General features: G+C 73.3%; 18 protein-coding genes. 3 read left to right on the forward strand and 15 right to left on the reverse strand.

Features of this window, described 5'->3' with window-relative positions; genetic code table 11:
- Positions 1-14: 14 nt before the first annotated feature.
- The 15 genes from helR to OG598_RS07175 form a co-directional block, all read right to left on the reverse strand.
- Positions 15-2,150, reverse strand: coding sequence for an RNA polymerase recycling motor ATPase HelR (helR, locus tag OG598_RS07105; RefSeq protein WP_328653629.1), 2,136 nt, complete (start codon positions 2,148-2,150; stop codon positions 15-17).
- Positions 2,151-2,304: 154 nt separating this feature from the next.
- A complete protein-coding gene (locus OG598_RS07110) occupies positions 2,305-3,513 on the reverse strand; it encodes a 2-oxo acid dehydrogenase subunit E2 (protein ID WP_328653630.1) in 1,209 nt (402 codons plus the stop codon).
- Positions 3,506-4,519: an alpha-ketoacid dehydrogenase subunit beta gene (locus tag OG598_RS07115; RefSeq protein WP_328653631.1), complete on the reverse strand. Its 1,014-nt coding sequence runs from the start codon at positions 4,517-4,519 to the stop codon at positions 3,506-3,508. The genes OG598_RS07110 and OG598_RS07115 overlap by 8 nt, the downstream gene beginning before the upstream one ends.
- A complete protein-coding gene (locus tag OG598_RS07120) occupies positions 4,512-5,450 on the reverse strand; it encodes a thiamine pyrophosphate-dependent dehydrogenase E1 component subunit alpha (protein WP_328653632.1) in 939 nt (312 codons plus the stop codon). Before OG598_RS07120 ends, OG598_RS07115 begins: the two co-directional genes overlap by 8 nt.
- A complete protein-coding gene (locus OG598_RS07125; RefSeq protein WP_328653633.1) occupies positions 5,447-5,695 on the reverse strand; it encodes a phosphopantetheine-binding protein in 249 nt (82 codons plus the stop codon). Before OG598_RS07125 ends, OG598_RS07120 begins: the two co-directional genes overlap by 4 nt.
- On the reverse strand, positions 5,688-7,571 hold the full coding sequence (locus OG598_RS07130; protein WP_328653634.1) for an HAD-IIIC family phosphatase: 1,884 nt from the start codon (positions 7,569-7,571) through the stop codon (positions 5,688-5,690). Before OG598_RS07130 ends, OG598_RS07125 begins: the two co-directional genes overlap by 8 nt.
- An 81-nt stretch (positions 7,572-7,652) precedes the next feature.
- Positions 7,653-8,684: a 3-oxoacyl-ACP synthase III family protein gene (locus tag OG598_RS07135; RefSeq protein WP_328653635.1), complete on the reverse strand. Its 1,032-nt coding sequence runs from the start codon at positions 8,682-8,684 to the stop codon at positions 7,653-7,655.
- Positions 8,681-10,276 (reverse strand): hypothetical protein, encoded by a 1,596-nt coding sequence (locus OG598_RS07140; protein WP_328653636.1) that lies wholly within the window; start codon positions 10,274-10,276, stop codon positions 8,681-8,683. Before OG598_RS07140 ends, OG598_RS07135 begins: the two co-directional genes overlap by 4 nt.
- A complete protein-coding gene (locus OG598_RS07145; RefSeq protein WP_328653637.1) occupies positions 10,273-10,503 on the reverse strand; it encodes an acyl carrier protein in 231 nt (76 codons plus the stop codon). Before OG598_RS07145 ends, OG598_RS07140 begins: the two co-directional genes overlap by 4 nt.
- Positions 10,500-11,888, reverse strand: coding sequence for an MFS transporter (locus tag OG598_RS07150; RefSeq protein WP_328653638.1), 1,389 nt, complete (start codon positions 11,886-11,888; stop codon positions 10,500-10,502). The genes OG598_RS07145 and OG598_RS07150 overlap by 4 nt, the downstream gene beginning before the upstream one ends.
- 12 nt (positions 11,889-11,900) lie before the next feature.
- Entirely contained in the window at positions 11,901-18,551 is a 6,651-nt protein-coding gene (locus tag OG598_RS07155) for a condensation domain-containing protein (protein ID WP_328653639.1), read from the reverse strand.
- On the reverse strand, positions 18,548-19,396 hold the full coding sequence (locus OG598_RS07160; protein WP_328653640.1) for a thioesterase II family protein: 849 nt from the start codon (positions 19,394-19,396) through the stop codon (positions 18,548-18,550). Before OG598_RS07160 ends, OG598_RS07155 begins: the two co-directional genes overlap by 4 nt.
- Before the next feature lie 115 nt (positions 19,397-19,511).
- Positions 19,512-19,892 carry a YccF domain-containing protein gene (locus OG598_RS07165; RefSeq protein WP_328653641.1) on the reverse strand — a complete coding sequence of 127 codons (381 nt, stop codon included), beginning with the start codon at positions 19,890-19,892 and terminating at the stop codon, positions 19,512-19,514.
- 49 nt (positions 19,893-19,941) lie between these two features.
- Entirely contained in the window at positions 19,942-20,556 is a 615-nt protein-coding gene (locus tag OG598_RS07170) for an STAS domain-containing protein (protein ID WP_328653642.1), read from the reverse strand.
- Positions 20,553-20,882, reverse strand: a complete 330-nt coding sequence (locus tag OG598_RS07175) for an STAS domain-containing protein (RefSeq protein ID WP_328653643.1) — start codon at positions 20,880-20,882, stop codon at positions 20,553-20,555. Before OG598_RS07175 ends, OG598_RS07170 begins: the two co-directional genes overlap by 4 nt.
- Positions 20,883-21,033: 151 nt before the next feature.
- Here OG598_RS07175 and OG598_RS07180 point away from each other — a divergent pair, with 151 nt between their 5' ends.
- The 3 genes from OG598_RS07180 to OG598_RS07190 are packed head-to-tail and all read left to right on the forward strand — an operon-like array spanning position 21,034 to position 23,635.
- Positions 21,034-21,723: a response regulator transcription factor gene (locus tag OG598_RS07180; protein WP_328653644.1), complete on the forward strand. Its 690-nt coding sequence runs from the start codon at positions 21,034-21,036 to the stop codon at positions 21,721-21,723.
- Positions 21,720-23,075: a sensor histidine kinase gene (locus OG598_RS07185; RefSeq protein WP_328653645.1), complete on the forward strand. Its 1,356-nt coding sequence runs from the start codon at positions 21,720-21,722 to the stop codon at positions 23,073-23,075. Before OG598_RS07180 ends, OG598_RS07185 begins: the two co-directional genes overlap by 4 nt.
- A complete protein-coding gene (locus OG598_RS07190; RefSeq protein ID WP_328653646.1) occupies positions 23,072-23,635 on the forward strand; it encodes a GerMN domain-containing protein in 564 nt (187 codons plus the stop codon). Before OG598_RS07185 ends, OG598_RS07190 begins: the two co-directional genes overlap by 4 nt.
- The last annotated feature ends 60 nt before the right edge of the window (positions 23,636-23,695 follow it).

Consider the following 23,695-nt stretch of genomic DNA (forward strand, 5'->3'; position numbering starts at 1 on the left):
GGCTCGGCACGCCCTCAGTCGCTGGTCAGGAGGACGAGTTGCTGGGTGGCCCGGGTCATCGCGACGTAGCGGTCGACCGCCCCGGAGATGCCGGTGCCGAACGTGTCCGGGTCGACGAGGACGACCAGGTCGAACTCCAGCCCCTTGGCCTGTTCCGGGCTCAGTGACCGGACCCGGGCCGTGGGCGGGAACGTCGGGTCGCCGATGACGCAGGCGATCCCGTCGGCGTGCGCGGCGAGCCAGGTGTCGAGGATCGATCCCAGGTCGGCGACCGATCCGTGGACGACGGGAAGTCCGTTGCCGCGGATGGAGGTCGGCACGTTGGCGTCGGGGAGCACGGCCCGGATGACCGGTTCGGCCTCCGCCATGACCTCCGCCGGCGTCCGGTAGTTGATGCTCAACGAGGCCACTGTGACCCGGTCGAGCCCGACCCGCTTGAGGCGTTCCTGCCACGACTCGGTGAACCCGTGCCGGGCCTGGGCGCGGTCTCCCACGATGGTGAAGCTGCGCGACGGGCAGCGTGTCAGCAGCATCTGCCACTGGGCGTCGGTCAGCTCCTGCGCCTCGTCCACGACGATGTGCGCGAACGGGCCGGCCAGCAGGTCCGGGTCGGCGTCCGGCAGCGCGGACTCGTCGACCAGGACGTCGCGCAGGTCGGGTTGGCGCAGCATCGCCAGCAGACCCTCGCCGTCGTCGTAGGTGTCGGCCGCGAGTAGCTCGTCGACGACCCGGTCCATGTGCTCGCGTTCGGCAGCGGCGGCCGGGTCACGCCGCCGCGTGCGCCCCGCCCTCTCCGCGTCGCCGAGCCGCTGCCGTGCCGCGTCGAGCAGCGGCAGGTCGGACACGGTCCAGGCCCGGGGCTCGTCGCGTTGCAGCTTGCGGACCTCCTCGGCGCTGAGCCACGGCGCGCATCTGCGCAGGTACGCGGGCACCGACCACAGGTCACCCACGAGATCGGCCGCGTCGAGCAACGGCCAGGCACTGTTGACCGTCGCCCGCAGCTCCCGGTTACGCAGCAGCGAGTCGCGGAGCACGGCGTCCGGCTCCTCGCCGTCGTACCGGTCGATGAGGATGGTCAGCAACTCCTCCCAGATCTCCTCGCGCGCCTCGTTGTGCGGGGTGCCCGGACCCGGCGTCTGGAACGCGTCGGCCCAGTCGTCGGCGCTGATGCGGACGTCGGAGTCGCCGACCGGGACCGTCATCGGGGCGGTCGGCGGGTCCTCGTAGAACCGGACGGCCGCGTCGATCGCCCGGACCAGCTCGGCCGAGGACTTCAGCCGGGCCACGTCCGGGTCGGCGTCGGCGGTTGCCGTGGCCCCCTCTCCGACGAGGTCGCGCAGAGTGCAGGTCTGCACGTCCTCCTCTCCGAGGCTGGGCAGGACGTCGGCGACGTAGGCCAGGTAGGGCTGGTGCGGCCCCACGAAGAGCACCCCACCCCGGCGCTGCCCGAGGCGCGGGTCGGAGTAGAGCAGGTACGCGGTGCGGTGCAGGGCGACGACGGTCTTACCGGTGCCCGGACCGCCGTCGACCACGAGGGCGCCGGCCGACCCGGCCCGGATGATGGCGTCCTGGTCCGCCTGGATCGTGCTGAGCACGTCGCGCATCCGGGCCGACCGGGCGCTGCCCAGACTGGCGATGAACGCGGACTGGTCGTCGAGCGCGACGGCGTGCCCCACGAACCCGTCGGCGGTGAACACCTCGTCCCAGTAGTCGCTGATCCGGCCGCGGGTCCAGCGGTACCGGCGGCGGCTCGCCAGGCCCATCGGGTTGGCGTGGGTCGCGCCGAAGAACGGCTCGGCGGCGGGTGAGCGCCAGTCGAGCAGCAGCCGTCGGCCCGTGCTGTCGGTCAGACCGCGACGCCCGACGTACACCGGCTCCGGGTTGTCCGCCTCGACCACGTGGCCGAGGCACAGGTCCAGCCCGTAGCGGCTCAGCGAGCGCAGGCGGGCGGTCAGCCGGCGGACCTCCTCGTCCCGGTCGACGGCCTGCCGGCCCTTGCCGCCGGGTGCCCGGCGAGCGGTGTCCAGACGGTCGGACAGCTCGGCGCTCAGCTGCGCGAGGCCCTGCGCCATGGCCGCGAAGTGCCGCTCATCCTGAGCGATGAGCGCCGGGTCGGCCTTGGGGGCGAGGTGATCGGGAAATTCGAACACGGAGGTAGGCAAGGAATCCAATTCATGACTTCCATTTCGGCAGAATGTGGCCTCGGCCGACGATTCTGCGTCATAAACGGGGTCTTGCCGCAAGCCCCCCAGTGCGGTATAAATTAGAAGTGGCGGGAGACCAGGTGTCTCCCGTTTTCCGTGTTCAGGGCAGTTCCTCGGCCAGTTGGGCCGGCGCCTCCAGCGCCGCCTTCACCGCCTGGAGGAACGCCACCGCCTCCCGCCCGTTGACCACTCGGTGGTCGTAGACGGCGCTGAGGTTCACGAACCGGCGGGTGACGACCTGGCCGGCCGCGTCCAGCGCCAGCTCGTCCTGCGTGCCGCCGATCGCCACCACGCAGGTCTGGCCCGGAAAGACGATCGGCCCGGCGAGCACCACGTCCGGGTCGGTGTGCAGGGACACGACGATGGTGCCGCCGGCCAGCTCGCCGGCGCGGAAACCGGTCCCACCCGCCCGGGAGCGGAAATCCATCAGCGTCTCGGCGATCTCCGCGCAGGTCAGCTCCTCCACGTCCCGGACGACCGGTATGAACAGCCCGGTGCCGACGTCGATGGTGACGCCGACGTGTGCCGCCTCGGCGAGCCGTACGCTGCTGCCGTCGCCCGGTGCGGCGAACAGCAACGGGTGCTCCTCGCGCAGCCCACCGATCGCCTTGACCAACAGTTCCGGCAGGCCGACCAGGGTGCGGGTGGTGCGGGTGAGCTGCCGGGCCACAGTGAGGGCGGCGTCGACGCGTACCTTGATGACGGCGAGCGCCGCCGGCACCTCCCGGTGCGACTCGGTGACCACCGCGGCCACCGCCCGTTGGGCCCGGGAGAGCGCGTGCACCGGGCGGGGGTCCTCCGGCTCCGGGCCGTCGCCGGCCGCGAGCGCGGCGGCCGCGGCCACCACCACCGGCTCGGTCGCCGCCGCGGGCGCCGCCGACCGGTCGGCCAGCAGGCGTTCCACATCGGTACGCCGCACCACCGCCTTGCCGAGCCCGCGCAGCTCGTCGTCACCGAGACCGTGTGCGGCGGCCAACTCGCGGGCCGAGTCGGTGAGCACCGGCCCGCCCGGGTGCGCGTCGGGCGCCGGTCCGCCCGGGGCGACCGCCGAGGCGAGGAAACGCTGCCGGGCCGCTTCGCTGTCGAAGACGTGGCCGATGACATCACCGGGAGCGCACTCCTGATTGACCTCGGTGACCCGGTGCAGCACGCCGGTGTGGTCGCTGAGCAGCTCCTCGGCCGCCTTGGAGGTCTCCACCTCGGCGATCGGCTCACCGGCGCGCACCTGCTCGCCGTCCGCTGCCAGCCAGTCGATCAACACGTACGTCGTGTCGTTGTTGTTGAGCTTGGGAACGACCAGGTCAGTCACCGCTGACCACCTCCTTCACGGCCCGGTGGATGTCGGCGTCCTGCACCAGCACCGTGCGTTCGAGATGCGCGGCGGTCGGGATGACGCTGTCCGCGGAGTGCACCAGCCGCACCGGTGCCCGCAGCGCGCCCCAGAGCCGTTGGTGCACCACGTGCGCCAGCTCCGCGCCCCAGGTGCCGCCGGCGGTGCTCTCCTCGGCCACCACCACCCGGCCGGCCCGGGCGATCGGCGGCAGCAGGGTGTCCGCGTCCACCGGCCAGAGCCGTGACGGCACCAGCACCTGGCAGACGATGTCGTCGCGCAGCAGCAGCTCCCGGGCCACCGACACGGCCCGCGCGGCCAACCCGCCGGGTACGACCAGCACGCAGTCGGCCTGCCCCGGGTCGTCCACCCAGACCCGGGCCACGTCGGAGTCCGGGCCGATCAGGTCGTAGCGGAACAGCTCGTCCACCACGCCGTCGGCGTACATCCGGTTGGTGTAGAGGACCTTGTCCTCGAAGAGCAGCCCCGGCCGCCCGGTGGCCAGCATGCCGGCGAGGACCGTCCGGTTGTCGTGGAACGGCGACACCTCGTGCAGGCTCAGGCCGGGGATGCCGACGAAGTGTTTCTGTGGGCTCTGGCTGTGCGTCGGCCCGTACCCCCGGTTGCCGCCGGTGGGGCAGCGCACCACCAGTCGGATCGGCACCCGCCGCCCGTACATGGCTGTGGACTTGCTGGCGAAGTTGAGGATCTGGTCGAACGCCAACGCCACGAAGTCACTGAACATGATCTCGACGATCGCGCTCTGCCCCGCCAGCGCCAGGCCACCGGCCACGCCGACGATGCCTCCCTCGCTCAACGGGGTGGACCGCACCCGGTCCGGCCAGCGCGTCGACAGCCCGCGGGTCACCTTGAACGCCCCGCCGTACGGGTCGACCACGTCCTCCCCGAGCACCGTCAACCCGGGATCGTCGGCCAGCAACGCGTGCAACGCCTGGTTGAGGTTCTCCACCACCCGCTCAGCCACGATCCGCCTCCGCCCAGCGACTCGCCGGCCGGCCGGTGACCTCCCGGACCACCTGCGCCACGTACGCGTGTTGCCGCTCGTCGTGCGCGGTGAACTGCTCCGGGTACGCCTCGGCGTAGCGGGCGTACCAGTCGTGCGCCTTCGCGTACGCCAGCTCGTCGGGGCGGCGGTTGTCGTCGCCCTTGCTGTGCGGTCCCACGCGGTGGGTGAGCAGCTCCACCACGTACGGCGTGGAGCGTTCCCGGACCCGGTGCAGCACCGGCCCCAGCGCGGACCGGACCACTGCGGTGTCGGTGGAGGTGACCCGGAGGTGGTCCACCCCGAACGCCCGGGCCCGCCCGCCGATGCTCCCGGCGAGCTGCGCGGTCGTCGGCGTGGACTGGGCGATGCCGTTGTTCTCCACCACCAGCAGCAGCGGCAGCCCCCACAGCGCCGCCATGTTCAACGCCTCGTAGACAGCGCCCTCGCCCCAGGTGCCGTCGCCGAGGTAGACCAGCGCCAGCCGTCCCGGCTCGGCGCGCTTGAGGTGCAGCGCCACCCCGGCGGCCACCGGCGCGCTCTCGCCCTGCACCCCTGTCGACAGGTAACGGTCGCGCAGGATGTGCTGGCTGCCGCCGACCCCGTGGCAGACCGCGCCCTCGCGTCCCATCACCTCGGCGAGTAGCCCGTGTGGATCGTCGAACCGGGCCAGGTAGTGGCCGTGGCCCCGGTGGTTGCTGAACACGAAGTCGCCGTCGGTGAGCAGCGGACGCAGCGCGACCGGCACGTACTCCTGGCCGAGGCAGGTGTGTGTGGTGCCGTGCAGTTCGCCGCGACCGAACATGTCCAGCAGCGCCAGCTCGAAGTGCCGGATCAGCAGCAGCAGGTCAAGGTCGACGTCGGCGAGCCGGGTCGGCGTGGTCGGCGGCGCCTCGGTGCGGGTGGCGGTCACCGCGCTGCCCCGTCCAACTCGCCGGCGACCAGGTCGACCAGTTCGCCGACGGCGGTCACCGCCAGGTACGCCCGCAGGTCCAGCCGGACACCGAGCTCGTCCTCCAGCGCGGCGAGCAGCCCCAGCGCCTCCAGGCTGGTCCAGTTGGTCAGCGTCGCGAACCGGACGTCGGGCGAGAGTTGCTCGGCCGGTACGTCGGCGACCTGTTCGATGAGGTCCGCGACGGTGGTGAACAGATCAGGCACGGACGTCTCCCTCCTCCAGGGCGATCCACGCCGGCAACAGCCGGGGCGGTGGGTGCAGTGGCAGCACGTGCCGGATGGTGCCGTCCTGTTCGGACGCCACGGTGAACCCGGTGGCGGGCCAGACCGACCCGCCGGGCTTGTTGCGCGTGGTGGGTCGGAACAGCGCCTCCAACCGGGTGGCGCCGGTCGCGCCGGCCAACTCCGCCACCCGGTGCAGCGCGGCCTGTTCGACGCCGCGGGAGAAGACCCGGCAACTGAGCACGAAGTTCTCGATCACCCAGGCGGCCGGGTCGCGCCGGTCGAGCCACACCCCACCGACCAGCCCCTCGGCGCCGAACCGGTCGGTGACCTCGACGGTGAGGACCAGGTGGTCGGGTGAGGCGGCGCGTTGTCGGGTCTGCGCCTCGGTGTGCGCCCGTTCGGTCATGGTGAACTGGTTGGTGCGCAACCCGAGCTGCGCGACCCGGGGCAGGCTGAGGTCGTCCACCGGGCGGACGGTGACCCGCAGTTTCAACTCGTGCAGGTAGTCCGCCGCCGAGTCGAAGGTGGCGGCGAAGCGTTCCCGGCCGCTGCGGGCCCGGTACAACTCGGTGCGCTCGCGGTCGGTGGCACCGGTGGCCAGCACTGTGAAGTGCCCCTCGGCGAGCAGCCTGTTGGAGAAGCCGGCCGGGTCGCCGGCCAGTTCCACCACCCGCACGGCGGGCAACTCGTGGCGTACCAGCTCGCACTCGAACTGGCTGTCGTCGGCGAACACCACGGCGTCCAGGCCGAGGTTGAGGGTGCTGGCGAGCTGACGCAGGTTGTCGTCCTTACGCCCCCAGTTGACCGCCTGCGCGACGAAGTCGTCGGCCCGCAGCAGCAGATCCGGGTGCTGCGCGAACGCCTCGGTCACCAGGTCGGGGTCGTTCTTGCTGCACACCGCCAGCAGTACGCCCTGCCGACGCAGTGCCAGGGCACGTCGCTGCACGTCCCGGTGGCAGTTGCCGGGGTAGTCGGTGCCCAGCATGATGCCGGCCAGCCCGTCGTCGCCGAGCACTCCCGCCCAGAGCGTGTTGTCCAGGTCCAGCGCGAGCACCTTCGCCGTACGGCCCAGGACGGCCCGGCAGAAGGCGGCGGCCTCGTGGGCGTAGCGGCGTTCCACTGTGGGCGTCCAGGCCATGCTGGCGAACCGGTACAGGCGCTCGTCGCGTACCGGGCCGTCGTGGTCCACCAGCAACGTCTCCAGGTCGAGGGTGTACATCGTGTCCCGCTCGCCCAGCTCCAGCAGTCGACAGTTCAGCTCCCGCCAGACCCGTCCCAACGCCGCCCTGCCCCGGAAGCTGACCAGGCTGCGGTGCTCCAGCGGGGAGAGCGGCACCGTGTGCAGCAGCAACGCGCCGTCGCTGCGGGACGCGTACCCGCGAACGGCGGCCTCCAGGACGGCCGCCCGCTGGCCCAGCGCGTCGGCCAGGCCGTCCAGGTCGCCGGGATCCCACTCGGCGGGCAGGAACCAGCCGTCGTGCAGCAGGCAGAGCGTGACGTCCGGCCGGAACTCGGCGAGCGCGGAGCCGGGGTCGCTGAGGTCGAGGACCACCTGGTCGAAGCCGGAGACGTGGATCTCGGCGGCGATGCCGATGCGCAGCAACGCCACCCGCAGCAGCGGCTCGACAGTGCCCGGGGTGAACGTGCCCGTGACGGCGACCCGCAGCGGCCGGAGCGGGAAGTTCGGGCTGGCCAGTTTCTCGGCGGGCACGTCGGCGAGCAGTCTGCCGGCGGACGCGACGGTGGTGACCGCGGCGTCGTCCAGGTGGACCAGGCCGGGTGCCAGCTCCGGGTCCGCGGGCGCGTCGGCGCGGCGCAGCCGACGGATCCGGAGGAGGACCTCCTCTACTCTCATGTCCGTCTTCCTTCCTCTCCCGCCGGGCGGGGTCGTTGTCGACAGGCCGGTCACGGCGCCGCCGTCGGTGGGCACTGCCGGTCAGACCCGCAGCAGGGTGCAGACCCAGTGCATGCCACTGCCGGTGCTGGTCAGGGCGACCAGGTCCCCGTCGGTCAGCTCACCGGTGCCGAGGTGGTGCTCCAGCCCGATCAGCTGGTCGGCGCAGCCGACGTGGCCGTGCGTGAGGGCCAGCTCGACGTTGGTCCGCTCCAGCTCCACACCGAGGTCCTTGGCCAGTTCGGCGAACTGGCGGGCGTTGTCGTGGAAGTGCAGGAACCGGCGGACGTCGGCCAGCGTCACGCCGGCCCGACCGCAGGCCGCCTCCACCACCAGCCGGTTGCGCTCCCGGATGGTGGCGACGAAGCCGAACATCCTGCGGACGTCACCGGCGAAGAACTCGTTGAGCCGGTCCGCCGGGTCACCGACGCGGGGAGTGTCGCCGTCCGGGGTGAACGGCCGCGCCGCGCCGCCGACCGGCATCCGCATGAACCCCGCGTACCGGCCGTCGCTGATGGTCTCGGTCGCCAACCAGCGGCACCGGCCGTGATCGCGGACCAGCACCGCCGCCGCCGCGCCGTCGGAGAAGATGCTGGTGTTGACCTCCATCCGGTTCCAGTACGGCTCGGCGACCCGGTTCGCCCCGATCAACAGAGCGGTTCGATACTCCGGGTGGGTGGCGAACCGGCCGGCGACCGTGTCGAACGCGGCCACCCCACCGCCGCATGCCTGGTTGAGCAGCACCGCCTCGGCCCGGTGCGCGCCGAGGCGCGCCTGCGTGTGGGCGGCCGGGTCCCAGTAGAGGTACTCGGCCAGGTCGGGTATGGCCAGCACCACCAGGTCCACGTCGGTCGCGGACAGACCAGCCCGGTCCAGCGCGGTGCCGCCGGCCACCACCGCGAGGTCGGTGACCCCGACGCCCGGCCCGGCCCGGTGAAAGCCCCGGTACTCCCAGGACCGCACCCGATCCAGATCCTCTGTGTACGCGGCGGCTGCCGCCGCCACGTCGACCCGCTCGCCGAGGACGTGCGCCAGGGCGGCCACCCCGACACCGACCGGCGGTGGCGCGCTCATCGCCGCACCGCCGTGACAGGGTCCGCCGCCGCTGTCGCGTCAGCGTCGTCGTCGACGCGCGCGACCCGCAGCCGCACCTCCGGGTCGGCGGGTACGACGGCGTCCAGGTCGGCCAGGAAGCGTCGGGCGGTGCCGTTGCGACCGGTGTCGGTCCAGCGGACCAGCACCTCGTCGGCCCCGGCCACAGTGGCGCGGCGGGTCAGCTCCCGGAGCACCGCCGCTTCGACGCCCTTGCCGAGCACCGGGCAGGAGAGCGAGAAGACGTCGACAGTCCACCGTCGGGCCGACCTGTCGAGCGCGACGAGCCCCGACGTGCCGTAGTCGCCGAGCCGGTCGCGTACCCGGACCGCCAGCAGGTCACCGGCCCGCTCGGCCAGCGCGGCGGCCGGTGGGGCCGGGGCCAGGGCGAAGTCGTGCGCCCGGGCGACCAGCTCGGCGACCTCGGCGACGGTGTCGGCGGTCACCGGCCGGTAGTCGACCTGGACGTCCAGGCCGGCCACGAAGTCGTCCAGCGACAACGCGGTGGGCGCGGCGGTCGGCGCGGACGTGCCACCGCTCCAGCGTCGGCTGGGCAGCCGGTCGGTGAGCCTCGCCGCGCGCAGCTCGTCCGACCACGTCCGCGGATCGGCGCCGAGCGCCACGCGTCGGGGCACCGGGTTTCCGTCGGCGGGGCCGGCGCCGGCCAGCACGAGCTGGTTGAGCGCCACGTCCACCTCGGCGGCGATCTCGGCGAGCTGGTCGGCGAGCGGGCGGTCGTCGGTGACCCAGCCGTCCAACACCGGCAGCAGCTCCACGGCGTCGCCGGTCGACCAGCACCCGGGGCCGCTGGCGCGCAGCGCCACGCGTACCCCGGCCTCGCGCAGCTCCCGCAGCATCGGCAGCAGGTGCGCCGCGCCGGTCAGCCCATCGCCGTCGAGCACCAGCGCGCGGCAGACCGCGCCGAAGAAGCCGGCCACCAGCGTGGACGCGGCGGCACCGAGCCGCCCGAAGACCTCCTCGACGTACGGCACCTTGGCGAACCGGAACAGCGCCCTGTGGTACGCCCGTCCGTCGCCCACCGTCCGCACCGCCTCGTCGGCGTCGACGAGCAGCACCCCCGGGTCCCCGGCCAGCAGGTCGCGCAGTCGTTCCCGGACCGCCGTGGCGCTGGCGGTCACGCCGTCGGCGTGCATCCCGTCGGCCGGGCCGTGCGGACGGGTGGCAGGCACGGCCGGCAGCACGTACACCAGCAGTGCGCCGTGGCGACGCGCGGCGGTGAGCGCCGCCTCCGCGCCGGCCAACAGCTCGCTCGCCCAGCCGGCGCCGGCCGGGCCGGGTTCGCCGGCCTCCTCCAGGCGTTGCGCCACCACCAGCACGTCCGGCCGAGTCTCGGCGAGGAAGCCGTCGGTGGCCAGGCACTGCTGCACTACCTGTTGGAAGGGGCCGACGCTGAGGCCGGCGGGCAGCCCGGCGTCGTGCAGGCCCAACCCGAGGTACGGCACCAGCGGGTCCACCGTGTAGCTGGCCAGCAGCGCCACCCGCAGTGTCGGCTCCGGAGGCTCCCGGGTGACGGCCTGCCAGCGGGTGCGCCGGGCGAGCAGGTCGGTGCTCATGCCGCCACCGTGCCCTTGGCGCGCAGCACGGCGCGCAGGTCGGCGACGCTGCGGACGTCGCGGATGTCCTCGAAGGCGAAGGAGAGCCCGTAGACCTCCTCCAGGGTCACCACGAGTTGCAGGTGCCGCAGGCTCGTCCAGGTGCCGATGGTCTGCGGCCCGGAGTCGTCGGTCACCTCGGCCGGGTCGACCTCCAGCACCCCGGCGACCACCTCGGTGAGCGTCACTTCGCCACCACCGCGCGGTCGTCGGTCAGCTCGTCGGTGCCGGTGGGTGCCGGCAGCGGCGCCGGCACGGCGGGGGTCTCGTCGTAGTCGGGCAGGTCGACCTCCATCCGGCGGATGCTCGGTGAGGCGAAGCCGGCGGCGGCGACGCCGATGCCGAACAGGCCGACGATCACGAAGATCAGGCCCATGCCGGCGCCCGGTCCGCTCCCCACCAACCAGCCGAAGTACGGAACTCCGGCCCCGCCCTCGCGCATCATCGGCTCGAACCAACGGTCCGCGGCGATGCCGGCCAGCGCGGTGCCACCCGGGTACGCCAGGTCCTCGATGAACTGTCGCGCGGCGAAGACCCGACCCTGGTGCGACGGTTCCACCTTCTCCTGCCAGACCGACTGGGCGTACCCGTCGATGAAGGGGATGGACAGGTGCAGGAAGAGCAGGGCGACCGACCAGACGATGATGCTGTCTCCGACGCCGTAGACGATCCGGCCGAGGACGCTGAAGACCAGGATGGCGATGAGCATCCGACGGATCTTGTGCCGGGTGTTCGGTAGCAGCCCCAGCAGCAGGGCGCCGGCCACGCCACCGACCGCGCCGATGGTCTGCACCAACCCGACAGCGTTGGTGCTGCTGTCGGTGCGGGCGAGGATCTGGGGTACCAGCAGGGCGAAGCCGACCGCCGCGAGCACGTTGATGGAGAACATGATCGCCTCCAGCCCGGTGAAGGCGCGGCTGGCCATGATGTAGCGGAAGCCGTAGATCGTGTCGGACCAGAAGCCGGCGTCGTCCGGCTCGGTGGAGCGGGGCACCGGCGGCAGTTGCACCAGCAGCACCGCGCCGATCGCCACCACGTAGGACAGCGCGTCGATGAACAGAATCACCTTGATGTCCATCAGGCCGAGCAGCGCGGCGGCGAAGCCGGGCGCGAAGATCACCGGGATGGTCCGGACCGCGAACATCATCGCGTTGGCCCGCGGATACTGGCCCTTCTCCATCATCACCGTGATGGTCGCCTGGTACGCCGGTAGCTGGAACGCGAGGAACGCGCCGGTGACCAGGTTGACCAGGTAGAGATGCCACACCTCGACCGAGCCGGTGAGGAAGAGCAGCAGCACCGCGGCGGTGGTGACAGCGGACCCGATGTCGCTGAGCACGATGGTCAGTCGCCGGCCCCACCGGTCCACCAGCGCGCCGGCGATCGGGCTGAAGATGACCGTCGCGCCGAACGCGCACGCCATCAGCATGGTCAGGTCGAAGGCCCGGCCGGTGGCGTCCCACACCCAGATGCTCAGGGCGAAGTTCGTCATCCGGGTGCCGAGCGCCGACAGCAGCTGGCCGAACCAGATCGTGGTGAACCCGGCGAACCGGGTCGGGCGTCGGAACGCCATGGGGGTCTCCTCCTACTGCCGTGGCGGTTGCCCGTGGTTTCCGGCCAGGCGCAACAGGCTGGTCCGGATGCCGTCGAGCAGTTGTTCAGCGGACCCCGACCGGAAGGCCGGGGTGGCGTAACTCAGGTCGACGCGGAGCCGGGGGCCGGTGAGCGACCCGGTCACGTCGAAGGGGAAGGGCCAGTGCCCGTCGCTGTCCTCGGTCGGCCCGAACGGTGCCGCGCAGACGTCGAGGAGCTGGTTGGCCGGGGCGACGTCGTCGAACCCGAAGCCACCCATGTAGTTCACAGCGACCATCGGCGGTGCCGTCGCGGCCAACCTGGTGCGTACCTTCTCGTCGGGGCAGAGGTGGCGCAGCAGCCCGTAGCCGATGCCGTTGTTCGGCACCCGGGCGAGCTGCCGGATCACCGAGCGCACCGAGCGCGTCGGGTCGGCGGTGGAGGGCAGCTGCAACCGCAGCGGATAGAGCACCTGGAACCAGCCGGTCGTGCGGCTCACGTCCAGGTCGTCGAAGAGCGCCTCCCGGCCGTGCCCGGTGGTGGCCACTGTCACCGCGCCGCCGTCGGTGCGCCCGGCGATGGTGGCCACCACCGCCCACACCAGCAGGTCCCGCACGCTGGCCCGCAGCCGCCGCGCGGCGGCGTGCACCCCACTGGTGGCCGTCTCGTCCAGCGTCACGGTGGCCAACTCCAGGTCACCGAGGCGGAACGGCCCGGTCTCCGGGTCGTCTGCGAGTCGGCGCAGCACACCGTCGTCGGCCTGGGCGAGCCAGAACGGGAGTTGTTCGGCGAGCCGCGTCGAACCGGCGTACTCGGCCAGTCGCTGCGCCCAGGCGCGGTACGAGGTGGTCTTCGCCGGCAGGGCCGGCTGCTCGGCGCGTTCGAGCTGGCCGCACAGGGTCTCCAGGTCGGCCAGGAGCAGACCGCGGGAGACGGCGTCCACCACCAGGTGGTGATTGACGATCAGCAGCCGGTCGGGCAGTTCCGGGCCGAGCCGGAAGTGCGCCACCCGGGTCAGTGGGCCGAGGCCGAGATCCAACGAGGTCTGTGCCTCGGCGCAGCGCGCCTGCACCGCCGCCTCCCGTTCCTGCACCGGCACGCCGGTCAGGTCGTGGCTGATGAACGGCACGGCGTCGGTCGGGTCGGCGTGCCGCTGTTGCCAGCTTCCGTCCGCGAGGCGGGTGAACCGCAGCCGCAGCGCGTCGTGCTGGGCGACCAGACGGCGTACCGCCTCGCGGAGCAGCTCGGCAGGGAGCGGGCGGGCCAGCTCCAGGTAGTAGGGGTGGTTGAACAGTGCGGGCCGGGCCATCGTGGGGGCGAGCAGGTCGGTGAACCAGCGCTGCGCTCCGGTCAGCGGCGCGTCGCCGCGTACCTCGCCCTGCTCGGCGTCGAGCGTTGTCGCCGCCGGCTCGCCGAGGCTGGCGGCCAGCTCGGCGACGGTGGGGTGACGGACGAGCTGGCGGGGGGTGACGTCGATGCCGGCCGTCGCGCAGCGGGCCACCAGCTGCATGGCGAGCAGCGAGTCGCCGCCGACGGCGAAGAAGTCGTCGTGGATACCGAGCTGGTTGGTGCGCAGCAGCTCCGACCAGATCGCCACGAGCTGGCGTTCCCGTTCGGTGCGTGGGGCGGCGGCGGCCCGGTCGGCCGACCGGCGGTACCCGTCGGTGACGGCGACCCGCACGGCCGCGGCGTCGGCCAGTTCGGTGGCGACCTCGGCCAGCAGGCCGGGCGCGATCGCGTCGACCGGCTCGTCGGCGTGCGTGCTCGGGGCCGCGTCGAGTGACCAGAGGCCGCGCAGCACCGGCGCCGGCCCGGTCGCCGGGTCGAAGGGCAGCGCCCGGGTGTCCACGGGGCCGGGCTCGGTGCCCGGGTGCAGGAGCAGCGTCGTCGCGTCGACCGGCGGCGTCGGGGCGTACCCGATGATCCCGGCGGCGACCAGCGCGGACAGCTCCGGGGCCTGCGGCGCCGAGCTGAGCAGCACCTCGCGCCCGGTCCCGGCCTGGGTCGCGAGCAGGCGGGCCAGCTCCGCCTGGCGCGGCGCCGGCCCGGCCGGTACGACCAGCCGGCCGACCGCCGGATGCCGCACCGCGCGTCGCACCAGCAGGGTTGCGGCGACCGCGGCCAGCTCCGGCGACCACTCGTCGCTCGCGTTCAGCTCCGGCACCCGGTAGCGCCGCGCCCAGGCCTGCACCGACACGACGTCGACATCGGGCCGGGCGTCGCGCAACCGCCCGGTCAGGTCGGCGAAGAGCGCCTCCCACGGCGGTGTCCGGTGGGCCGGTGCGGCGGGGCAGACCGCGATGGTCAACGGGGCCGCGCTCCGGGCGCGGTAGACGTCCACCGCCGCCAACAGTTCGCAGTGGAAGTCACGCAGGGCGACGGCCGCCGCGGCGAGCGGGCCGGGCACCAGCCGGTCGTCCCAGCGCAGCACCAGCACGTTGCGGTCCCGCGCGGTGGTCGCCAGGCCGGCCGCCGGGTCGCGCAGCAGCCGCAGCAGCGCCCCGGACGGAAGCTGGCCGAGGGTGTACGGCAGGCCGAGCAGCTGCGTCCAGAAGCGGACGGTCGCGGCCAGCTCGGGCAGCTCGACGGTGCCGCCGACCACCAGGCGGGGCGTCGCCGGCGCGGGTCGACGCGGGGTCGCCGCGGGTCGCGCCGCGCCGGTGATCGGCTCGTCCGGTCGCCGCATCCCGTCGTCGAGCATCCGCCCCAGCCCGGTCAGCAGCCGGACCATCCGCTCCGGTTCGAACAGGTCGGCGCGGTACGCCAGGTCGGCGTGCAACTCCTCGCCCTGCCAGGTGAGACTGAGGAACAGGTCGAAGTCGACGCCGACGCTGGGCACCTCCACACCGGTGGCGGTCAGTCCGGCGAACTCCGGCACCTCGTCGGGGCCGTCGATGACGTTCAGCACGCACTGGAACAGCGGGTGGTGCGCGGTCTGCCGGGGTAGCCCGAGCGCCTCCACTATGGACGCGAAGGGCAACCCCTGGTGCCGGTACGCCTCCCGCGCGGTCCGGTAGGCCCGGGCCACCAGCTGACGGAACGTGGGCCGGCCGGCCACGTCGACGCGCAGCGGCAGCAAATCGGCGAAGCAGCCGATCAGCGGTGCGAGTTCGGCCCGCTCCCGGCCCGCCGTCGGTACGCCGAGCACCAGGTCCGACTGGCCGCTCTCGGTGTGCAGCAGGGCCGCGAATCCGGCCAGCAGGACGGCGAACGGGGTGACGCCCTCGGCGCGGGCCAGCTCCCGTACGGCAGCACCGAGGCCGGTGGCGAGCCGCTGCGACTGGTACCCGGCGACGTCGGAGCGCTCCTCGGGACGCGGGTGGTCGGTGGGCAGCTCCAGCACTGTCGGCGCGTCCCGCAGCCGCTCCCGCCAGTACGTCAGGTGTGGCTCGACCGCCGTGGAGGTCAACCAGTCGCGCTGGTGGCGGGCGTAGTCGGCGAACTGCACCGGCAACGGCGTCAGCGGCCCGTCGACGCCGGTGGCGTGGTGCGCGTACCGGGTGGCGACCTCGTCGAGCAGGATGCTCCACGAGGTGTTGTCGCAGATGATGTGGTGCATCCCGAGCAGCAGGTGCCAGCGGTGCTCGGGCAGCCGGACCAGGCGGGCCCGCAGCAGCGGGCCGGCGGCCAGGTCGTACCGGTGGGCGGCCAGGTCGCCGGCCGCCCGCCGCAACGCACGGGCCTGCTTCGACGCCGGCGAACCGGTCAGGTCCAGTGTCTCCAGCCACGGATCCACCGTCGGCCGCACCACCGGCTCGGGCTCACCGCCCCGGTCCCGGAAGGTGGTCCGCAGCACCTCGTGTCGGGCCAGCACGTCGTCCAGCGCCCGGCGCAGCGCCGCCTCGTCCAGGTCGCCGCGCAGCTCCAGCGCGGCGGTGGTGTTGTGCCGGACGACGTCGTCGCCGAGCTGGTCGAGGGCCCAGAGCCGGACCTGCGCCGACGACGCGACGGCGGGTGTGCCGGGTGCGGCGGTGCTCAGCGGCGCGAGTGCTGTGGCGTCGGTGTCGGCGTCCAGCAGCGCGGCGAGCCCGGCCACTGTCGGGTTGGTGAACAGCGTGTAGAGCGACACCTCCCGGCCGAACTCGGCCTGCACGCGGGACAGCAGGTGGGTGGCGAGCAACGAATGCCCGCCGAGGCCGAAGAAGTCGCTTGTCACACCCACCTGCTCGACGCCGAGCGCGGCGGCCCACAGGTCGGCCAGGCGCTGCTCGGTCGGGGTGCGCGGCGCGACCGTCTCCGCGACGTCCGGCCCGGCCGCCCGGGTCGGCGCGGGTCGGCTCCGCTCGGCGACGGCGGCGGCGGTGCTCAACTCCTCGATCAGGTACGCGGCCCGCTCCGGCCCGATCGGCGCGGCAAGTCCGGCGTCGGTTCGCGGGTCGGGCGCGGCCAGTCCGGCGTCGGTTCGCGGGCCGGGCGGGTCCAGTGGCCAGACATGGGCGAGGAATCGGCGCACGTCGTCCCACCCGGCGGGCACCGCCAGCGCCAGCAGGCCCGGGTGGTCGCGCCGGAGCGCCGCCACCGTCTCCGGGTCGCTGTCGAGCACCACAGTCGTCGCCGGGTCGGCGGCGGCCAGCGCGGCGGTCAGCGCATCCGGTGGGCAGGCCCGCACCTCGTGGCCGGGCAGTGCCCCGGTGAGCCGGTCGACCGGCAACCGGTCGCCGTCGACAAGCACCTGCCGGCGGGGCTGACCGGCGGCCCGGCGCAGCTCGCGCACCAGGATCGTGCCGAGGGTCGCGAAGTACTCGCCGGTGTACGGCACGTGCCCGAGCGCGTCGGCGCGTTCGTCGCTGACCTCGCTCACCGGGTAGGTGTCGGCGTGATCGGCGGCCCAGACGGCGTGCACGCCCGGGGTGCGGGCGGCCAGCGCGGTCAGCCGGTCGTCGAGCCGACCGTCGGCCGGTCGCCGGTCGACGCCCGGCGACGCGGGGCAGACCACCAGCAGCAGCGGTGCGTCGGTGCGCCGCCGGTACGCCGCCACCGCCGCGACAAGGTCGTCCATGGCGGCATCGAGGGCCCCGGCGTTGCCGTCCTGCCGGCGCAGCCAGTCCTCCCAGCGCAACAGGCACACTGTGGCGTCGGCCGGTGGCCCGGCGAGCAGGTGCGCCACCAGTTGCCCGTACCCGACCAGTTCGACCGAGGCGGGCACCCGCAGGAAGCGCAGCCAGAACTCCACCGGATCGCGTACCGGGTCGACGGTGAAGGTGGCCGCCAGCGCGATCCGCTGCCGGTGCAACCCCGGCACCTGCGACAACTGCCGCTCCGGGGTGTCCGCCAGAGCGCGCAGCAGCTCCGGCAGCCGGCCCACCGTCGCGGCGATCGTCTCGTCCAGGTACAGGTCGGCGTTGAAGTCGACGGCGCCCTCGATCCGGTCGCCGTGCCTGGTCAGGCTGACGAAGAGGTCGAAGTCGGTGAGGCCGTTCTCGGCGGCCACCGGTGTGAAGGTCACGCCGGCTGCCTGCCGCTGCGCCACACCACCGTCGGTCATCGTGGCCAGCACCTGGAACAGCGGGTTCACGCTCGGGTCGCGGACCGGGCGGACCTCCTCCACCACCCGCGCGTACGGGGCCTCCTGGTGCGCGTACGCCTCGCTGATGGTGCGGTGGACCCGGCGCACCAGCTCGCGCGCCGTCGGGTCGCCGCTCGCGTCCACCCGCAGCACCACCATGCTGGCGAAGCAGCCGATCAGCGGTTCCAGGTCGGTGCTCGCCCGACCGGCGGCCGGCATGCCGAGCAGCAGGTCGTCCTGGCCGGTGGCCTGACCCAACAGTGCGCTGAGCCCGGCCAGGACGGCCGCGTTGACTGTCGCGCCGGCCGAGCGGGCCAGCCCGCCCAGCGCCGCCGTCGTCGTGGCGTCGATGGTGAAGGGCAGGCTGCGGCCCCGGTGGGTCTGCACCGGAGGCCGGGGGCGGTCCGGTGGCAGCGTCGATCGGGCCGGCGCGGTGGCGAGCCGCTCCCGCCAGTGCGCCAGGTGCCCCGCGAGTTCCCGTTCGGCCTCCGGACGGCGGCGGGCGGCGACGTGGGTGACGAACCGGGTGGGCAGCGCCGGCAGCCCTGCCGGCACGTCACCGGCGAACTCGCCGTACCAGCTCACCACCTCCTCGACGAAAACGCCGGCCGACCAGGCGTCGAAGACGATGTGGTGCGCGGCGACCAGCAGCAGGTGCTCGTCGTCGGCCAGCGCGAGCAGTCGTACCGCGAGCAGTGGGCCGGTGGTGAGGTCGAACCGGATCGCCGCGTGGGCGGCCGACTCCCGGTCGGCGGCGTCCCGCCGTTGCTCCGGCGGCAGCGCGGTCAGGTCGACCACCGGCAGCGGCACCTCGACGGCGTCGCGGACCCGCTGGGTGGTGACGGCGACGTCGTCGCGGGCGTCGCCCGGCACGAAGACGATTCGCAGCGCGTCGTGCCGGGCCACCACAGCGTTCACCGCCCGGTGCAGTGCCGCGACGTCCAGCCGGCCGGTGATCCGCTCGGCGAACGGCACGTTGTAGACCGGGGTGCCGGGCTCCAGGCGGTCGAGGAACCAGAGCTGCTCCTGGGTGAAGGAGAGCGGGTAGGCGGTGGCGGCGTCGGGGCGCTGCGGACGAGCCTGGCGCAGTCGCAGCGCCAGCAGCTCCCGCTGCTCGGGGGTGAGGCCGGCGAGGTCCGGGTGCAGGTCCTGGCTCACCGGGTGACCCCCTCGACGTCCGCGTCCACAGTCGTCGGCGGGCCGCTCAACAGGCGGGCCAGCGGGGGAGGGGAGTCGTGCAGGTAGAGGTGGCCACCGGGCACGACGGTCAACGAGAAGCCGGCGGCGGTGCAGGAAGCCCAGCCGGCCATCTCCTCCGGGCTGATCAGGGGGTCGTCGGCCGCCGCCACCGCGTCCACCGGCAGCGGCAGCGGCGTCACGGTGGCCGGTCGGTACGACGCGACGACGGCCAGGTCGGCCCGGACGGTGGGCAGGATCAGACCCAGCAGGCCGGCGTCGGCGAGCACCTCGTCGGACACCCCGCCGAGGTCACGCAGCCACCGGGTCAGCGCCGCGTCGTCGAGGTGGTGCGCCGACCCGATCGGTGCGCTGTCCTGTGGCGGGCGGGCCGCGGAGACCACCAGCCGCTGCGGCGCTGGGCCGCCCCGGGCGAGCAGGCGGGTGGCCACCTCGTACCCGATGAGGGCGCCCATGCTGTGCCCGAAGATCGCGTACGGGGCCGGAACCCGCTCGACGATCGCGTCGACCAGCGCCGGCGCCAGGTCGGCCATCGTGCTCAGCGGCGGATCGGCCAGCCGGCGTTCCCGGCCGGGCAACTGCGCGGTCCACACCTCCACGTCGTCGCCCAGCAGCGTCGACCACTGCCGGTACGCGCCGGCGCCGGCACCGGCGTACGGGAGGCAGACCAGTCGCAGTCGGGCGGTCGGGCGTGGTGTGGCGCAGCTCAACCAGGCGGCGGCACCGGTCGGTCGGGTGGCGGTCGTCGGCGGTGGCATGCGAACCCCGTTCCTGCTCAGCACGGCGACGACGGGTGGTGTCGCCATGCCCGCACACGCTAGGAACGGCCCGTGACGGCGGTCTTAGCGTCGGATGAGGGTTAGCTGCGGTGTGCGCTGCGGGTGGCCGGGCCGGGTCCGCTGTGGACCGACCCGGAGCGGGTCACGGTGCCTCGACGACCTCACGGCCGAGGGGCCAGAACGCGGCCGGAACGAGCTTGAAGTTGGCGATGCCGAACGGGATCCCGATGATCGTGACGCAGAGGGCGATGCCCGCGAGGATGTGGGAGAGCGCCAGCCACCATCCGGCCAGCACCACCCAGAGGATGTTCGCCAGGCCGGAGCCGACGCCCGCGCCCGGCTTGGGCACCACTGTGCGGCCGAACGGCCACAGCGAGTAGACGGCGAGGCGCAGCGACGCGACGCCGAACGGGATGGTGATGACCAGGGCGAAGCAGATCAGCGCGGCGATGCCGTAGCCGACCGCCAGCACGAGGCCACCGCCGAAGACGAGCCACAGCACATTCAGTACGAACCGAATCATTACTCCAGCATGAAACATGCTCGCCACCCGGTCGGCTCGCCCCGTTCCCTCAGCGGGGAACGGCCACCGCGTGGCCCTCGGGCAGGGGCCTCTCGCCACCGTCGGAGAGCTGGGCGAGGGCGTCGTCGCGGCTGTCGAAGATCGGGAAAGCCCCGTCCAGACGCATGGTGTGCAGGACGGTGCGGATGAACCGCGACGGTGCGGCCAGGCAGAGCGTGACACCGCGTTCGCGGGCGTCACGGTGGGCGCGGACGAGCAGACCGAGGCCGGTCGAGTCGATGATGTGCACCCGGCTCAGGTCGACAACGACATGCCCGCCCACCTCGGCCACGTGCCGCAGCGCCGTGCGCAGGTTCTCGCCGGTGTCGAGGTCGATGTCACCCGTGGCGGCGATGACCGTCGTGCCGTCGAGGTGGTCGATGCCGAGGATGCCGCCGGGGCCATGGTCGTCGCGCGGCGCGTGGCCACCGGTCGAGGCGGGCAGGAGGCTGCAGTGCGGGCAGCGGTGCGGCCCGGTGGCGAAGGGGGAACCGCTCCAGCCGTGCTCGGCCACCAGGGTCCAGACGACCTCGGCGTCGGGCAGCACGCAGGCGGTGCCGCGGATGGTCTCACCGCAGGTGTCGCAGATCAGGGTCATCAGATACTCGTCCGGGACGACGGTCATGCTGCTGGTCCTTCCTCGCTCACGATCGAGAGCACCTGATCCAGGCGGGTGATGTGCAGGATGCGCCGGACCCGGGGGTTCGGATCGCGGACGGTGAGGGCCGCGTCGGCGCGAGTCAGCCGCCGGTGCACGTCGAGCAGCAGGCCGATGGCGGCGGCGTCGAGGTGCCGGCAGTCGGACAGGTCGAGCACGACCTGCGTCGGGCGCAGCGCCAGCAGCCGGTCGAACACCGCGCCGACCTCCGGCAGACAGGCCAGATCGAGTTCGGTGACGCGAACCTCGACCAGCGGCAGCGTGTACCTCGCGGGCAGCACCGGCGTCGCCATCGCCGCACCCCTCTCCGTCGCCCCTCGCTCGCTCCCCACCGTGCTTCGCGGGGTTGGCGGTCACTGCAAGGCTCTGTGACAGTTGTGTGACAAAACCGCCGGCCGGTGGGCACGGTTGGCCGCCCGGCGGTCCGCCGAGCATGATTCCGGGATGACGGCCGTACTGGTGATCGAGGACGACGACCGCATTCGGCTCGCGCTGCTGCTCGCACTCGAGGACGAGGGCTACGACGCCCTCGGCGCGGCCACGGCCGAGGAGGGCCTGCGCGCCCAACGCCACCACCCGGCCGACTACGTGCTCGTCGACCTGATGCTGCCCGGCCTCGACGGCTTCGAGTGCATCCGCCAGCTGCGCCGTGACGACGACGTCCCGATCGTGGTGGTCAGCGCCCGCGACGGCACCGACGACATCGTCGCCGCCCTGGAAGCCGGCGCCGACGACTACGTGGTCAAACCCGTGGCCATCCGGGAGCTGACCGCCCGCCTGCGGGCTCTGCGCCGCCGTGCCCGGCCGGTGGTCACGACCTCGACGCCGGAGCCCGTGCCGGCGGTCGCCTTCGGGGAGTTGGAGATCAGTCCGGAGGCGGGGGAGGTGCGCCGCGCCGGCCAACAGGTCACTGTCACCCGCACCGAGTTCCGGCTGCTCTGTGAGCTGGCCGAGCATGCCGGGCGGGTGCTGTCCCGTCAGCAGTTGCTGCAACGGGTCTGGGGGTACGACAGCGGCGACGAACGGCTCGTCGACGTGCACGTCGGCCGCCTGCGGCAGAAGATCGAGCCGGACCCGGCGAACCCCCGGCACCTGGTCACCCTGCGGGGCCTGGGCTACAAGCTGCAACGATGAGACGCCTCGGACTGCGCACCCGGGTGACCGCCGCGTTCGCCGTCGGCGCGCTACTGCTCTCGGCGTCGATGGCCCTGATCTCCTACGAGTTGACCCGCCGGTCCCTGCTCGACGACCGGGAACGCATCGCCCTGCGGGCCGCCTACTTCGACGCCGCCGTGGTGCACGCCGGCCTCGACACCGACACCCCGGACGTGGTGGAGGTGCTCCGGTCGTTGGACACCGGCGGAAGCCGTCGACCGGTGCTGCACCTCAACGGCGAGTGGTACGCCCGCGCCGCCGATCCCGGCACCACTGCCGCCATCCCCGACGAACTGCTCCGGGTCGTCTCCGCCGGGGAGCCGGCCGTGCAGCGTGTCCGCGTCGACGGGCAACCCGCCCTGGTGGTCGGTGTGCCGCTGTCCGCGTCCGCGACGTACTTCGAGGTCAACTCGCTGCGCGAGCTGGAGGAGACCTTCCGGGTGCTGGCCCTCGCGCTGACCAGCGTCGCGGTGCTGGTCGCCGGATCCGGCGCCACCCTCGCCTGGTACGCCACCCGGCACGGGCTACAACCGCTGACAGCGGTCGCCGACGCGGCCGAGAAGATCGCCGCCGGTGACTTCACCGCCCGGCTCGACCCGGCCACCGACCCCGACCTCACCCGCCTCTCCTCGTCGTTCAACCAGATGGTCGACCGCCTCGCCCGGCGCATCGAACGGGACCGCCGCTTCGCCGCCGACGTCAGCCACGAACTGCGCTCCCCGTTGCAGACCCTCGCCGCGGCGGCCAGCGTCCTGGCCCGCCGTCGGGAACACCAGGACGAACGGACGGCCACCGCCGCCGGGCTCGTCGCCGACGAGATCGACCGTTTCCAACGGCTCGTCAACGACCTGATCGACCTGGCCCGCAGCGACCAGCCGGCCCACCGTGTCCCGGTGGACGTGGTGGAGCTGGCCCGGGAGACCTGCGACGCGTACGACCTGCCGGGCACCCTCGTCCGGCTGGCACCGGACGTGCCCCCGACGTGGCAGGTCGAGCGGCGGCGGATCGCCCAGATCCTGGCGAACCTGCTCGACAACGCCGTCACCTACGGCGGTGGCCCGGTGGCTGTTCGCCTGGACCGGGACGGGGACAGCGGCGTCATCGAGGTCGACGATGACGGTCCGGGCGTTCCCGTCGAGGACCGCGAGGCGATCTTCGACCGGTTCGTCCGGGGGCGAGCCGCCCACACCCGTGGCGCCGGCGACGGCACCGGTCTGGGGCTGGCGTTGGTGGCCCAGCATGCCGCCGCGCACGCGGGGCAGGTGACGGTCGCCGACCGTCCGGGCGGGGGTGCCTGTTTCCGGGTCACAGTGCCGGGGAGCCTGTCGTGAGGCGTCGTCGTCTCGTCCCGTTGGCCCTCGCTGTGCTGCTGACCGGATGCGGCATCCCCACTGACGACACCCCGCGCACGGTGCCGCCGCCACGAGGGCCGCTGAGCAGCGCCGCACCCGCCGACACCACAGCACCGGCCGGCAGCGCCGTCGAGACGCTCTGCCTGGTCCGGGACAACCGCATCGTCCCCGTGGTCCGGCGGGTCGACAGTGCACCCACCATCGCGGACCAGTTGCGGCACCTGCTCGCCGGGCCCAGCGGGGCCGAACGGGACAGCGGTCTGACCAGCGCGTTGCCGGGGGCGGTCAACGCCGCCCGCGCGACAGTGACCGGGACGCAGGCCCTCGTCGCGGTGGACGAACCCGCAGAGGTGGGCGGTCGCAGCGACGAGGTCCTCGCCTTCGGGCAGATCGTCTGCACTCTCACCAGCCGCGAGGACGTCTCCACAGTGGCCTTCCTGCGCGACGGCAGGGCTCTCGGCGTGCCCCGGGCCGACGGCTCCCTGTCCAGCAGACCGCTCACCCGCGGCGACTACGCCCCCCTCATCAGCGAACGCTGAGCGCGCGCACCACCGGAAGCACGGAGACCGCCGCCGCGGGACCGGCCGCTGTAAGGTACG

The sequence above is a fragment of the Micromonospora sp. NBC_00330 genome (assembly GCF_036136635.1).
In the GTDB taxonomy this organism is placed as follows: domain Bacteria; phylum Actinomycetota; class Actinomycetes; order Mycobacteriales; family Micromonosporaceae; genus Micromonospora; species Micromonospora salmantinae.

What these genes read in the sequence shown, in the direction of transcription:
- OG598_RS07130 (WP_328653634.1), bottom strand. Translation starts at nt 7,571, where the DNA reads ATGAGAGTAGAGGAGGTCCTCCTCCGGATCCGTCGGCTGCGCCGCGCC.
- OG598_RS07135 (WP_328653635.1), bottom strand. Translation starts at nt 8,684, where the DNA reads ATGAGCGCGCCACCGCCGGTCGGTGTCGGGGTGGCCGCCCTGGCGCAC.
- OG598_RS07140 (WP_328653636.1), bottom strand. Translation starts at nt 10,276, where the DNA reads ATGAGCACCGACCTGCTCGCCCGGCGCACCCGCTGGCAGGCCGTCACC.
- OG598_RS07150 (WP_328653638.1), bottom strand. Translation starts at nt 11,888, where the DNA reads ATGGCGTTCCGACGCCCGACCCGGTTCGCCGGGTTCACCACGATCTGG.
- OG598_RS07160 (WP_328653640.1), bottom strand. Translation starts at nt 19,396, where the DNA reads ATGGCGACACCACCCGTCGTCGCCGTGCTGAGCAGGAACGGGGTTCGC.
- OG598_RS07165 (WP_328653641.1), bottom strand. Translation starts at nt 19,892, where the DNA reads ATGATTCGGTTCGTACTGAATGTGCTGTGGCTCGTCTTCGGCGGTGGC.
- OG598_RS07170 (WP_328653642.1), bottom strand. Translation starts at nt 20,556, where the DNA reads ATGACCGTCGTCCCGGACGAGTATCTGATGACCCTGATCTGCGACACC.
- OG598_RS07175 (WP_328653643.1), bottom strand. Translation starts at nt 20,882, where the DNA reads ATGGCGACGCCGGTGCTGCCCGCGAGGTACACGCTGCCGCTGGTCGAG.
- OG598_RS07180 (WP_328653644.1), top strand. Translation starts at nt 21,034, where the DNA reads ATGACGGCCGTACTGGTGATCGAGGACGACGACCGCATTCGGCTCGCG.
- OG598_RS07185 (WP_328653645.1), top strand. Translation starts at nt 21,720, where the DNA reads ATGAGACGCCTCGGACTGCGCACCCGGGTGACCGCCGCGTTCGCCGTC.